The organism is Paenibacillus tundrae (assembly GCF_036884255.1).
Lineage (GTDB): Bacteria > Bacillota > Bacilli > Paenibacillales > Paenibacillaceae > Paenibacillus.
This window is the reverse complement of sequence record NZ_CP145605.1, coordinates 2,601,802-2,614,935: the sequence shown is the minus strand read 5'-3', so window position 1 is coordinate 2,614,935 and position 13,134 is coordinate 2,601,802. Positions and strand designations below refer to the sequence as shown.

The 13,134-nt window shown below is 40.6% G+C and carries 16 protein-coding genes and 1 pseudogene; 2 read left to right on the top strand and 15 right to left on the bottom strand.

All coding sequences use genetic code 11. The annotated features are described in order from the left end of the window. Positions 1 to 129: 129 nt before the first annotated feature. The 8 genes from V6W81_RS11835 to V6W81_RS11800 all read right to left on the bottom strand — a co-directional run bounded on the left by V6W81_RS11835 (position 130) and on the right by V6W81_RS11800 (position 4,739). Positions 130 to 576 carry a DinB family protein gene (locus tag V6W81_RS11835; protein ID WP_338543338.1) on the bottom strand — a complete coding sequence of 149 codons (447 nt, stop codon included), beginning with the start codon at positions 574 to 576 and terminating at the stop codon, positions 130 to 132. Further along, entirely contained in the window at positions 569 to 1,144 is a 576-nt protein-coding gene (locus V6W81_RS11830; protein WP_338543337.1) for a hypothetical protein, read from the bottom strand. Before V6W81_RS11830 ends, V6W81_RS11835 begins: the two co-directional genes overlap by 8 nt. 52 nt (positions 1,145 to 1,196) lie before the next feature. Further along, positions 1,197 to 1,613 (bottom strand): hypothetical protein, encoded by a 417-nt coding sequence (locus V6W81_RS11825; protein WP_145048169.1) that lies wholly within the window; start codon positions 1,611 to 1,613, stop codon positions 1,197 to 1,199. 163 nt (positions 1,614 to 1,776) lie between these two features. Continuing rightward, the gene (locus tag V6W81_RS11820; protein ID WP_338543336.1) at positions 1,777 to 2,172 is read right to left on the bottom strand and encodes a YxiJ family protein; all 396 of its coding nucleotides are present in this window, start codon (positions 2,170 to 2,172) and stop codon (positions 1,777 to 1,779) included. Between the two features lie 274 nt (positions 2,173 to 2,446). After that, positions 2,447 to 2,797: a GNAT family N-acetyltransferase gene (locus V6W81_RS11815; RefSeq protein WP_338543335.1), complete on the bottom strand. Its 351-nt coding sequence runs from the start codon at positions 2,795 to 2,797 to the stop codon at positions 2,447 to 2,449. A gap of 95 nt (positions 2,798 to 2,892) precedes the next feature. Beyond that, positions 2,893 to 3,453 (bottom strand): SMI1/KNR4 family protein, encoded by a 561-nt coding sequence (locus V6W81_RS11810; RefSeq protein WP_338543334.1) that lies wholly within the window; start codon positions 3,451 to 3,453, stop codon positions 2,893 to 2,895. A 143-nt stretch (positions 3,454 to 3,596) separates the two neighbouring features. Then, positions 3,597 to 4,004 carry an SMI1/KNR4 family protein gene (locus V6W81_RS11805; protein WP_338543332.1) on the bottom strand — a complete coding sequence of 136 codons (408 nt, stop codon included), beginning with the start codon at positions 4,002 to 4,004 and terminating at the stop codon, positions 3,597 to 3,599. Between the two features lie 150 nt (positions 4,005 to 4,154). Next, the gene (locus V6W81_RS11800) at positions 4,155 to 4,739 is read right to left on the bottom strand and encodes a hypothetical protein (protein ID WP_338543331.1); all 585 of its coding nucleotides are present in this window, start codon (positions 4,737 to 4,739) and stop codon (positions 4,155 to 4,157) included. Positions 4,740 to 5,140: 401 nt separating this feature from the next. On the opposite strand from V6W81_RS11800, the gene V6W81_RS11795 reads away from it, so the two are divergent. Further along, entirely contained in the window at positions 5,141 to 5,353 is a 213-nt protein-coding gene (locus V6W81_RS11795; protein ID WP_338543329.1) for a hypothetical protein, read from the top strand. Here the strand turns inward: V6W81_RS11795 and V6W81_RS11790 are convergent. From V6W81_RS11790 to V6W81_RS11760, 7 genes and pseudogenes are all read right to left on the bottom strand, one after another. Then, positions 5,323 to 6,591 (bottom strand): FAD-binding protein, encoded by a 1,269-nt coding sequence (locus tag V6W81_RS11790; RefSeq protein WP_338543328.1) that lies wholly within the window; start codon positions 6,589 to 6,591, stop codon positions 5,323 to 5,325. The genes V6W81_RS11795 and V6W81_RS11790 overlap by 31 nt on opposite strands. A gap of 422 nt (positions 6,592 to 7,013) precedes the next feature. After that, positions 7,014 to 7,295 (bottom strand): GNAT family N-acetyltransferase, encoded by a 282-nt coding sequence (locus tag V6W81_RS11785; protein WP_338543985.1) that lies wholly within the window; start codon positions 7,293 to 7,295, stop codon positions 7,014 to 7,016. A gap of 598 nt (positions 7,296 to 7,893) precedes the next feature. Beyond that, positions 7,894 to 8,127: pseudogene (locus tag V6W81_RS11780) on the bottom strand (CPCC family cysteine-rich protein); the annotation flags it as partial. 154 nt (positions 8,128 to 8,281) lie between these two features. Further along, complete coding sequence (locus V6W81_RS11775; protein WP_338543326.1) at positions 8,282 to 8,665, bottom strand: hypothetical protein; 384 nt, start codon at positions 8,663 to 8,665, stop codon at positions 8,282 to 8,284. A 222-nt stretch (positions 8,666 to 8,887) separates the two neighbouring features. Beyond that, complete coding sequence (locus V6W81_RS11770) at positions 8,888 to 9,985, bottom strand: Gfo/Idh/MocA family protein (protein ID WP_145046485.1); 1,098 nt, start codon at positions 9,983 to 9,985, stop codon at positions 8,888 to 8,890. Positions 9,986 to 10,044: 59 nt separating this feature from the next. After that, positions 10,045 to 11,217 (bottom strand): Gfo/Idh/MocA family protein, encoded by a 1,173-nt coding sequence (locus V6W81_RS11765; protein ID WP_338543325.1) that lies wholly within the window; start codon positions 11,215 to 11,217, stop codon positions 10,045 to 10,047. Beyond that, positions 11,214 to 12,128, bottom strand: coding sequence for a sugar phosphate isomerase/epimerase family protein (locus V6W81_RS11760; protein WP_338543324.1), 915 nt, complete (start codon positions 12,126 to 12,128; stop codon positions 11,214 to 11,216). The genes V6W81_RS11765 and V6W81_RS11760 overlap by 4 nt, the downstream gene beginning before the upstream one ends. A 267-nt stretch (positions 12,129 to 12,395) precedes the next feature. On the opposite strand from V6W81_RS11760, the gene V6W81_RS11755 reads away from it, so the two are divergent. Beyond that, positions 12,396 to 13,106 carry a hypothetical protein gene (locus V6W81_RS11755; protein WP_338543323.1) on the top strand — a complete coding sequence of 237 codons (711 nt, stop codon included), beginning with the start codon at positions 12,396 to 12,398 and terminating at the stop codon, positions 13,104 to 13,106. Positions 13,107 to 13,134 lie beyond the last annotated feature (28 nt).

Below are 13,134 nucleotides of genomic sequence, written 5' to 3'. Positions count from 1 at the left end.
CAATTTCATCTAACGCTCCTGTATTCATGACTCCACGTATGTCGAGTATCCGGCTACTGCCGAACCCAAGGCGTATGCCCGCAGAATGAATATTATGCTATAAGATGTCCATGTCTTCTATTCTATGAATTACCCTAATAGGTTTTCTATTTGTTTCTTATGATGTTCATCATGATGTACGAATATTTTTAGATATCTTTCATAAGTATAAGGTCGTTTATCATTTCCTATAAAAAATCGAATTTCTGACTGATCCACCTTATGGAATTGATTGACTAAATGAGTTCGAGTTTCGATAAAGGTTTTAACCATACTTTCTCTATCTGTGAATTCCTTAGCCTTCTCTATCGCTTTTAAATTATGAGTATCATGATCGACGAACTCTGGCAGTTTCACTTGATCTTTTATGTGAGGGAGCATTGTATTCAAAGTATACGTATCCCAATTCCATAGATGAGCCACGACTTCCTTCACCGTCCATTTCCCAGGAGAGATCGGCTTTTGCCAAGTCACATCATCAATCGATTCTACAAAATCATTAAAATTTCCAAACTGTTCTAATAGTTTCTTATTCATCTTCTTTAATCCCTCCTGAATTGACTTTACATGGATTTCGCCTAACGTTACTGTATCTTTCTATAATTTCATTAATTATCCGGTGATATTTTTCAATATCAAAATTAAATTCTAATTCATTGGCATTCATAATACTTTTAAGATGCTCGAATTCTTGTATTAATCCTTTAGAAAATTTTATAATCTGAACCCATGAAAAAACAAACTTATTAGAACTCTCGATAGTCTGATCATTGAAAGGAGATTGCTCAGTTAACCAAATTATTCTTTCAGTCTCATGAACGACTTCAACATAATAACCACCACAACCAAATACTCCACAGCTGCATGTAAATAGAGGATATGTTCCTGGATTAAGTAAAGACTTAAAAAATTCTTCTACAACAAATACTTCATCTTCATCTAATTTGTTCTCATTGATGTATAACATTAGTTTCCAATCAACGCTAGAAATCATTCGACCCTTCACTTTTGTTATATTCTTGTATATTTTTCTAGTCTCTATTTTCATGTCTATAGACAATTTATCTGGTTTGAATTTCTCATCTTTCTTTGAGTGAATTTCCATAGTTCACCTCTAATTCTTACAATCTTTACAAATCAGCGCAATACTTCGCCTATTATTCTTGATAATTCATTAAATATTTGTTGTAAACACCCGTCTCCAACTCTTTAATTCTAACTCCATGTACGCCTTCTTCCTCTATTCCTCTGATATAAAGAAGAGGTTTTAAATTATTATCGAAAACAATGCAACAAAATCCCCAATCTTGGTTCATAAACTCTTTTCTTAATTCCTTCGCTGACTTGATATCTGGAAAAAAGCAAATTCTATTCGAATAATTAATAACTTGTATAACATGATCCAGCTTAGTTAGATTGCTGTTGGTCAAAAATGTATCAACATCTTCTTCGTGATATACATCCAAAAACATAATTGAATTATCGCCAATTAGAAATTTTTCTAGAACATTCAAGGTATTACAATTGAGCATCTTAAAGTATGGAGGCATTTGAGTATTTTTTATTTGCTTCATTCATTCACCTTGCTTTATGTTTTAATTGAGAATTTCACATAACGTTCCTGTATTCACGACCCAGCGCATTCTGAGTGTTCTGGCTACTGCCGAACCCAAGGCGAATGCCGCTGCTTGAATATTATGTTATCTGAAGTAACATTCTTCTTTAGCTGCTTCAAATTCACTCTTTGTCTTTCAAATCAATTAATTCAATCAGCTTTTTTCTCAATTCATTAATCAATTCCAATTCTTTATCAAGAGTTTTATATTCATTTAATTGATACCTTTCAATAAATCTGTATTTTGGAAACCATTCAAAAAATGATTTCTGTAGCCATTCTCTCGTTTTGTATCGCTCTAATGGATCTTCAAGTTTTTGGATTATACCTCCTGAAGATAACCCATAAGTATATGCCGTATAGGTACTAAAATCTGCATAAATTATCTCTTGTGGAACTTGCTCTCTAAACTCTTTTGCAAAATTGTATTGTAAATCTTCGAAATCTTGATACAGCGATTGTCCACTGTGCTGGAACTGCTGGTATAATTCCAAAACTTCTTCAAGCTTTTTCTTCAAAGAATTCTCCTTTTAATTAAGTTTCTAGTTCTTGTGTTATTTCAGATAACGTTCCTGTATTCATGAATCCCGAAGGGTCGTATGCTGAAATGTATCTCCGAAATCCCTCCGCAGACCAAGGCTCCATCAGAGCCGCAGCTTGAATATTATGTGATAAAATGTCGACGGCTTCACCTAGATACTTTCACAATATACTTTATGGTTTATCCCTTAAAAAATCGGGCATTCGCCCCATAAATCTATTTTTGTCTTTTACAAATTGATATTCTTCATATTATCCATGGGCATCCTTCGTTCCGAGAATACCAAATAAATTCTTATATTCATCAGACGTTGTAATACTTTCGATTAATTTCTTTCCTATACCTCTACCGCGATAATCTTCATCTAAAAATACATCACATAACCAATAGACAGTCTCATAGTCAGTAACTAACCTCGCGACGCAGACTTGTCTATTGCCATGATAGACACCAACACATTCTGATGATTGGAATGATCTTATAATCTTTTCTTTAGGTCTCTTACTAGCCCAATAACTTCTTAGTAAGAATCCGCATATAGTTTCATAATCTAATAAGGATTTGTTATCAGAAATAAGAAATCCATCAAATTCAATATGCACTTTGACCTCACCCTTCTTTGAAAATGAACTTTGTTTTCGCGTCGATTTCCTATAGGACGAATCGCAAAGCGCAGAAATTTTGTTTTCTTTGCGAATCATTCCACAATTATTTCAGTCCAGAACTTTATATATTTGATCTTTTCATAATTCATTTCGTTATGTGCTTTATCTTTAAACTCTAATTTAAAATATTCTTCTATGTTCTCACCATAATAGATTATGTCTGTTTGGTGCACTGAGAAGATTGGATTTCCGTATTCCAGTGGATTAGCTGGAACATATCTGTGTGAGTAAATCGGTATGAGTGTTGGAACTTCAAGGTATTTAAATTCACATAATTCTTTTGCTTCATTTAAATCGATTGGTCTAACACCCCAGCCATCATACCAGAATGAATTATGTTCTATATCAAACAGCATGCCTTCCAATGGCCAATTTAATCTATCGAATATTGAGTTAACATTTCCCTCCGTGCTATCTCTCCAATTAATGAACCCTTTACTTATAGGAAGAACACTTCGGAGCAGTTCACTCAGATCTGGTGGAAATTGTATATTGAAGGTGTTCTCGATCTCTACAATTTCGTATTGAGATAATCCGGAATCGAGTAATATATTATGTTTTTTAAGCCTTTCAACTATATTTTTAATATTCATTTTTATCTCCTTAAAGCATGTCATCTAACGTTTCTGTACTCACGACCCGACACATGTTGGGTGTTCGGCGTATGCCGAACCAAGGAGGAATGTCCTCAGCGTGAATATTTGTTATATGAAGTGGCTTTCTTCTTCAATTCCTCTCAACAATCTTCCTCAATTAACTCTCTGATCATCTCTTCTATATCTTCATAAATGACCTCATATTCTTGATCCTCATGTTTCCAGAATAAAATAGTTTCTCTCATTTGACCTTTAATGACTTGGAAGCATAATAAATCTCCCGTCCCATCTTCAGCAAATGCAATTAAATCGTTAGGTATTTCTGCATCTTTATTATTTCGAACGATGTCGTCAAAGGTCTTACTGATTCTTCGACTATCTTTTATCGGGTATAAGATCCATTCTTCGATTTCTGGCTGGTTTACCAAACGAACTAGTTGTTTATACTTATCCGGCAACTTAGCTCTTAACAAATCTTCGCACTTTTCAATATCTACGTCTTCAACCCCAGGTTTCTTTGTGGCTATTCTTTCGCGCAGATGCTTCACTAGAACCTCCAAATATATTTAGACTTAAGCCGTTTCATATAACGTTCCTGTATTCACAACCCGACGTATGTCGGGTATTCGGCGAATGCCGAATCAAGGGCGTATGCCCTCAGCGTGAATATTATGTTATCCGATGCTATTCTCTCTTATTTATCTTTTTAGTTCTAAATAGTTCATATTATAATCTTCTCCTGAGACGTTCAGCGTTCCTGAGAATCCAGTAAATTCCCATTCCTCATTTTCATCAGGCTTAAAAAGGTATTCTCTGTCCCAGTCTTTTAATTTCTCATCATCACCGACATACTCTTCCTTGATTCTTAATTCAGTTTGATTGAAAGCTTCTTGCTCGTATTCAGCTTTATAAACAGCAGCGCTGGTTACGGTTACTCCTTCATGAAAAAGTGTTGGGTATAGTGTGTTTCTATTTGCATATCTATCTGCATCGGGATCAGCATCCAAGTCCTCAATAAAGAAGATGGACAAAATATCACTGGTATGATCTCCAAACTCTTTAGCAAGAGATTTCTCTAATGCTTCATACTCCACTTTCGTTACCTTTTCTTTCGAAGCTATATCAATAACTATTTTTTCTTTCTTCTTCACCATTTCAATAGCGGTGTTTCGATCAAAATCAATGTTTTTCTCTGTTTTTGGCTCCATTTGTTGTGAAGATTGACAAGCTGTCAACAGCAGAAATATGGTAAGAAGTAACGTCAAATTCACTTTTCTATTCATCAGTTATTCTCCTTAAGCTTTTATCTTTTATCTTTGAATAAGCATTTTATAATTGTCCAGTGCAAATAGTTTCGATAACGTTCCTCTATTCACGACTCGACGTATGTCGAGTGTCCGGCGAATGCTGGACCAAGGACGAATGGCCGCAGCGTGAATATTATGTTATACGATGTCCCTGCCTTTAATTTTTATAATATGGTTTTATTCAGTAATCTCTAAAATGACCCTCTTGTTTTTAAATGCTTTTCCCATATTACATTTCCTCCTTGAGATACTCTAATTGTAGAAATGGCTAGGGAATCCGAATGTTCGCTCCCTTCCGTCCTTCACAAAAATTCTGATGAAATCGCGGCTTGACTTCAACTATGTTTTAAGTCCGAAGATAAGGAAGTCGACATAAAATGCTCAATTTTGGAGGCTCCATTATGCATCCAGCAGATCGATCTATCGGGGAAGCGGCGGCGCATTTCGGACTGCCGGAATCCACTCTGCGGTATGACGAAAAAAAGGCTGCTGCCTCGTCTCACGCGGGACGAGGCCGGTATTCGGCAGCCTATTCATCTCCCGAAGGCCTCGTCCAGCCTCAACGTGACGTCCGGGCTGGACGAACATAAGTATCCAGAAACGCATTGCTGAATTTTCCGTTAGGGTCATACTTGTCGATCAACTTCCGAAACGGCGGCAGCTTGTCGAATTGTCCCTGCAGGACATCGGCCGGTACCGTAAACAGTTTGCCCCAATGCGGACGTGCGTGAAACGGCGCCAGCGCTGCTTCCAGCAGCGGAAGCACGCGCTCGACCGCCTGCCAGTCGTCCCGCCACGTGAAGTGAAACGCCACCGAAGATTGATCGCAAAAAGGGCTCAGCCATAAATCGTCCGCAGCGATCGTGCGCAATTCGCTAACGAACAAAATCGGCGCAAGATGCTCCCGCAGCCGGTGAACGGCAAGCGCCGCTTCATATACATGCTCCCGCGGCATCAAGTATTCGCTCTGCAGCTCTTTGCCGGCACTCGGCGTAAATTCCATACGGAAATGCGCGAGTCGCTCATGCCACATCCCCGGCTTACCGAGCTGCTCCGTGCAGTTTTCCGCATGCATGTTCGGCAGCGGATGCACAGGGGCCGTCGCAGGCAGCGCTCCGTAATAGTCCGCATGTCCGGCATAGCTTACGCCATCTTCTTCCCGGCATTTTGTCCATACCTGATGAAATCTCGGCTGCTGCCAATCCGTGAACAAACTTACGCTGTAAGCGCCCGTAAAGATGCCCTCCGCGTTTTCTTCAAGCTGCGAAAGCGGCAGATTCTCATAAACGAACTGTCTGATGGAATAAGCCGGCACGACGTTCAGCGTCAGCTTCGTCACGATGCCGAGCGCGCCGAGGTTCACGACGACGCCGGCGAATTCTGCATCGCCGCGGCTGAATGTATGCAGCTCTCCGTTCGCGTCGACCAGTTCGACACCTTCCACCGCTGCCGCCAAGCTTCCGTTACGGCTGCCTGAACCATGGGTGGCCGTAGCGGCGGCGCCGGCAACCGTGATATGAGGAAGCGATGCCAGATTATGAAGCGCATAATCGGTCAGAGCGAGCTCCGCGCATAGTTCCCCGTACGTGATCCCTCCTTCAACCGTTACCGTGCCGCGTTCTTCGTTTAAGGCCAACATGCGGTTCCAATGCCGCAGCGAAACGAAGATCCCGTTCGTATCCGTGATCGCATTGAACGTATGGCCGCTGCCCGAAACCTTGATTTTCCGATGCTCTTTGACCAACTGCTGCAGATGCTCCACGCTTTCGGGACAGATCATTTCGGTCGCGCCGTAAGTAAAGTTGCCGGCCCAATTTTGATAACTCATTCGAGGTCCTCCCAAGTTTCAAATAATAAAGTGCTTCTTTAAAAATCCGAGCGTCATTTTTAACCTTACCCTTTTTAATGGCCTAGTCTTTACCTATTTAAGATAAACCGTTTCCACGCTTCAATTCGCTGCCGCAGAAATGGCGCCCTACTTTAAAGCCAACACCGTCTTTAACGTTTTTACCTTTACATGTTTCTTATCTGTTCTTTGATTCCCAATTCGTCTTCTTCCAGCCGATCGAAGGGCTCGTTATTTAAGAATGGCTCGTCATTCACACGATTTTAATCAGCTCTTAGTAATTACGTATAACGTTCCTGTATTCGCGACTCGACGTATGTCGAGTGTCTGGCGCATTCCGAGCCAAGAACGAATGTCCGCAGCGTGAATATGATATTATAAGATGTCCCTCTTTCTTTGAATGTCTATACCTTTTTATAGTTTTCTACTTTATATTCATACTGGATCAGCTGCCCTTCTCTTCCTATTTCTTTATAACCTAGCTTTTCGAGCAGTCTTCTAGAGGCCATATTATACTCATTTGTTTCTGCATGAAATAAATTGATTCCAAATTCCTTCAATCCATATTCCATCATTTTTCTGCTCGCTTCAAACCCTATGCCTTTCCCCCAGTATTGGCTTACACCTATTGCAATTAGCAATTCTGCTCTCTGATCTTTTATGTAAGCCAGATCCGTATAGCCAATGAGTTCACTCTTATATTAAATTCCTTTTCGTACAAAACCATATAAGGGCAGTCTCTATTTTGCTCTTCCTTCCTACTTGGTTTAATTGTTTGGTTTGTGGGATTTCTTATAACGTTTCTGTATTCACGACGCTTGGAGTATGCCAAGTGTGTCCGGCTGAATTCGCTTCAATGAATTCCCACTTGCCGGATCAGGGGCATATGCCCGAAGCATGAATATTATGTTATCGGAGGGTACAGGCCTTCCTGAATAGCTTAAATCAATATCTTTGCTCAACGGTCTTTACGAATTTATCTCTTATTGCTTGAATCTTATTTTCAACTTCTTGCTTGGATAATTTATATAGTCTTTCGTCTCCAAAATGTATGTTAGGGTTATCTCGATTCATTAACATGGTATATTCCCACGATTCTTCTTGACTTATATAGTCTTTTAATTGATCGGAATTAAATCTGAAATTTGATTCTTTAATATTGATTAGTCCCTTATATAGATCTAATACTTTTACCACTGGAGCTCCTGTAGCTATAAATATATTGATTAATTCACTTATTGGCATCCTCTGGATCTTTGAGATATCAATCGGTTCTTCAGATTCATCAAATTCATTTGGCTTTCTGACAAATTGTTTACATCGTTCTTCACATGCACCAATTTCCTTATAATTCAATTGCGCTTCTCGTAGAGAGACCTTATTAGCTCCGCCTGTATAATCTGGATCATTAAATTGAACTCCATCATCTTCCCAAAAACAGATTTCACAGATGTCGTAGGTGCCTGGTGGTTTTTCTGTTAGTGTTTTATATCCACAACAAGGACATGCAAAATTCATTTTTGACCTCCGATTAAAAATATTTCCTGTACTTTCCGATAACGTTTCTGTATTCACGACCCGACGAATGTTGGGTATTCGGCGAATGCCGGATCAAGGACGAATGTCCACAGCGTGAATATTATGTTATGTGATCTACCCTTCTGTAAAATAATCACTTCAGCTCTCTTACTTGAATTTCTTCAATCTTGTTTCCTCCGATTTCAATTCCTGCACCTAAATCAAACAAGAAGTATTTAATCTCATCATATCTTTGGCTCTTTCTAATCGTTCTAAAAACAAAAATAAGCCTTTTATTTATGTATCGAAAATCCAAGAGTTCGAAAGCTTTTATTCTACGATCTTCTCCCCACGTCCATGACTGTCCAAAAGACTTTAAAATAGGCAATTCTGATTCTTCAATTTCATCTGCAACTAATAAATCTATTCTAAAAATAGTGCCTTTCTTATTTCGGAATCCTGCATGAGTATATAAATTTATGATTCCAGTCCATTCAAAATCTTTGTCCGTGTAGTAATCAAAATCATCAATGGTCATAGTTTTTACGTCCTTTACTTCATGTTCTTGACCTTGGGTATTTCACATAACTTCAAATTTACGAACTTCGTAAATACTACAATTTCTGAACTATATCTATTTTAAACCATATTGTTCCATTTAAAAGTTACAATTACATCTCAAAGAGCAGCCTTTACATCCGGCTGCCCCTCAATTTTAATCACCCTATTTAATTTACTAGATTCAAACCAATTACAGCTTTTACTTCGCTCCACCACTCCAGATGACTCGTTCGCTCATCGCTTTGTGCTGAGCAATCAGGCAGATCTCAGCCGCCTTGAAGGCATGCTCTTGGGTCATCGCATTCTCTGTCCGAGCCAAGCAATCACGGATCAGATCGCCGAAGAAGGGATATCCAACCTGACCTTTTACACCATAATGGTACTCCCCTTCGTGATTGACTAGATAAACCTGATCCCCTTGAGTTTCTCGACCTACATCAATGTATTTACGCAACTCAATGTAACCATCTGTCCCTAAGATCACGGTACGGCCATCGCCCCAAGTTCTGAGTCCATCTGGTGTGAACCAGTCTACACGGAAGTAGCCCGATGCTCCATTGTTACCAATCAGGGACGCTTCTCCGAAATCCTCCAGTTCAGGGTATTGCGGATGATTGAAGTTATGAACACGGCTGAATGCCACTTCTGCATCCGTACATGAGGCAAACGTCAGAAATTGTTCGATCTGATGGCTACCGATGTCGCAGAGGATACCACCATACTGTTCATGACGGAAGAACCAGTCTGGCCGAGCTGGCGCATTTAATCGATGAGGTCCGGTGCCCATTACCTGTACGACTTTTCCAATCGCACCCTCTTCAATTAATTGCCCTGCATAAATCGCACTTTCAACATGCAGTCGCTCACTATAATAGACCATGTATTTCTTGCCGGTACGCTTGACCTCTTCACGCGCAAGAGATAGTTGATCCAATGTTGTAAATGGAGCCTTATCCGTAAAATAATCTTTGCCTGACGCCAAAACTCTCATGCCGAGCGGTGCACGTTCGGAAGTAATTGCCGCACTGGCTACTAGCTTCACTTCATCATCAGCAAACACCTGCTCTTCAGATTGAGCTACCTGCGCCTGAGGAAATTGTTTACGAAATGCTTCTACTTTGAGTGGATCCGGGTCATATACCCATTTAAGAGTCGCTCCCGCTTCAACTAATCCCCCTACCATGCCGTAGATATGACCATGATCCAAAGCTACAGCAGCGATTGTAAACTCACCTTCACCACATACGACCTCTTTTTTCACACTTTTGGGTGCATAGAACATTCCATCTTTAGCCATGTGATTCCCTTCTTCCCGCTTCTATTTTGAATATAATTAATCAGCGCTTCAGTTCTATTTCACTTGAACGTTTGTGTCAGGTCTGCTGGTTGATTCTTGCTATAGCCCTGATCCTTCTTCATGACGGATTGTGCGATACGCTCTTGTAAATGTTCGTAGAACAACTCTTCATCCATCGGTAAATCAACCCAATGATCTGTCCATGTTGAGAGAAGCATCGCATTAGACAATGTAAGTCCGTGAATGCCCTCTTCGCCTGGAGCGATAAGAGGTGCACCTGTACGGATTGCATCGACCCAGTTCCGGATTAATCCTGGGTGACCTGATTCTACCCCGGTAATCGGAACATCACATTTCCAGCATTCCGGCTGTCCAAACCCTCCAGTAAATCGTTGATTAAACTCAGGCTCGGATTCACGGAGACGCCAGAAGGTCAATTTTCCATCTTCAATTACAATTTTCCCGCGATCACCATTCACTTCAAATCGATTCGTACCCGGTGCTTCGCCCGTTGTAGTTACAAAAACCCCTGTTGCGCCGTTCGCATATTCCACATATGCGGTCACATCATCTTCGACTTCAATATTCCGGTATTTCCCAAAGGAACAGAACGCCCGCATACGAACAGGCATCATACCGATCGTCCATTGCCACAGATCCAATTGGTGAGGGTCTTGATTAATCAGAACGCCTCCACCTTCGCCCGCCCAAGTCGCACGCCAGCCACCAGAATCGTAATAACTCTGAGATCTATACCAATTGGTAATGATCCAATTCGTCCGTCTGATCTCGCCCAGTTCGCCTGAAGCGATGAGATCTCTAAGCTTGATGTATAACGGATTAGTCCGTTGGTTGTACATGATGGAAAAGCATTTTCCGCTGGCACTGGCTGCCTCATTCATCTCCCGTACCTGCTTCGTGTACACACCTGCCGGCTTCTCAATCATGACATGTAAACCATATCGAAAAGCCTGAATGGCCTGCTCCGGATGGTCGTAGTGAGGTGTTGCTATGATTACGGCATCAATGGTGCCTGACCCCATCATCTGCTCTGCATCCTGCCAATACACAACCGAAGCAGGAAAGTTATCCGATACCCACTTGGCCATCTCCTGTCTCACATCACACACCGCTACAAGTTCTGCACCGGGCACCTCTCCAGCGATTAACGTCCTCGCATGTGCTGCTCCCATGTTCCCGATTCCAATGACTGCGACCCGAACTAAACTCATACGCCAACCTCCTCTTCAAGTTGTTGCTTAATAGCCTGAAATACATCTGTAAAATGCTGTAACATCTTAGCGGAGCTAAACGCACCACTGAAATCCTCAATGCCGTAATATCCATTGTATCCAACCGCTTGTAAATCTCGTACAACCTGCACCCAATCCACCACGCCTTCTGTCAAAGAAAGCCATGAACAATTCCATTTCGTTGTTAGTGAGGAACTCTGATCTTCACCCAGTCGTTCAGATGAAAATGTCGCAACAGCTTCATCCTGAAACCATCCTGCATTTTTAACATGTACATGTGCGAGGTAAGGACCTAGTAACTCTAATCCCATTCGATGATTTTCGTATCCCTCATGCACCAGGTTGCCTGGATCATATAACACACCTACATGCTCTGCATCCAATGATTGAACCAGTCGATAGGCCAAAGAAGCACTTGGTGCAATCGTCTGATGATGTGTCTCTACTAAGGCCTTTACCTTATATTGCTTAGCCATCTCCTGAACTTCACTCAGATAACGCACGGCCTCCCGATATAACTCAGGATAACTTGCAGTGCGATTATATCCCGGTACACCGACACGCATCATGGATGCACCGAGCGAATTAGCCGCTTGAAATGCCTGTTCGGTTGCTGGCAAGTCACCACAGCTCAGATATGGTACAAGTGCAATGGATTTCCTTCCATGCTTGTGCGCTGCCTCACGGAATATCGGAGTTTGTTCCTCCCATGAGGCGGGATCTATGGAGCACCGATTGTTCCGCCAATAGGATGGCTCTTCCTGCAGAGCATCTTCCGGTATTCCGCGAAATCTCCATTCAATCCCGTCTATTCCGGCTGAAGCTGCCGATGCTGCTAGCTCTTCCGCTTTGAGATCAGGAGTTGCCACCGTAAATACTGACCATTTCAAACCCATCAGCTCCTTATGTAAACGTATTCATTTTAAGGTTGTAAGCGCATTGTAACACTCCCTGAACAGAGTCAACAGGTCTTTTCGTTAACAGATGAATAAGAGATAACAGTTAGACCATTTTCCCCATTCAGAGATAACACTTTGTTATCAAGAAAAAAGTGAGCGTGGATTTCTCATGCGGAGCTGATACAATATAGAGGCTTGAAAAAACTTTACATTATCTCACGATGTAGTAATTACATCATTGAAATGGAGGCATATGGATTGCTATTATCTGAATTTAACGAAAAATCAATAACGATTAGAAAACAAATTGAAGCTGTAGAGCGGTATATGAAAAAATTCAACCAATCACGTCACAAAGAAATGATAGAAACGATGGATTCACTAACTTCAATGGCAGAATCAGCAACAATAACGGTGGAGAAACACGATCAATTAATAGCCAACCTTAAAAAGGATCATGAGCAAAATTTGCTAGATGATGAGAAGATTAATGAATATGCTAGGAAAATGAACGAGTTTGGTCGGTTCCAACATCAAATCGCTAACAGAATGAATGAAAGCAAACAAACTATAGATCGAATTATGAATGAGGAAGCGTCACTTTCTCCAGAAGAAATACATAATAACTCAATTTATATCTATGTCTTTACGTTATATGAGAGCATGATCCGATTGCACGAACAAAATGAGAAAATAACTATAGCAAGAATCATCGAAAGATTGTATAGCGAGGATATTGTCACAGATGCATGGTTTAACGATTCAGAGATTTTGCGAGAGATTAGAAACAAATGTGTCCATGGAGATCTAGGAAAACTTGCGGTTCAAGATGCATATGCTGAATACGTTGGTACCATTGAAGAGGAGCACAGATATGTAATAAAAAATCGTACAATCCCTTTTCTCATTGATCATGTGTACAAATATATCAATTTATATAAAAGAAGCTTAGAACGTAGAAATCCATAGAAAGCTTTTCACAAAAAAAAGTGCCGAT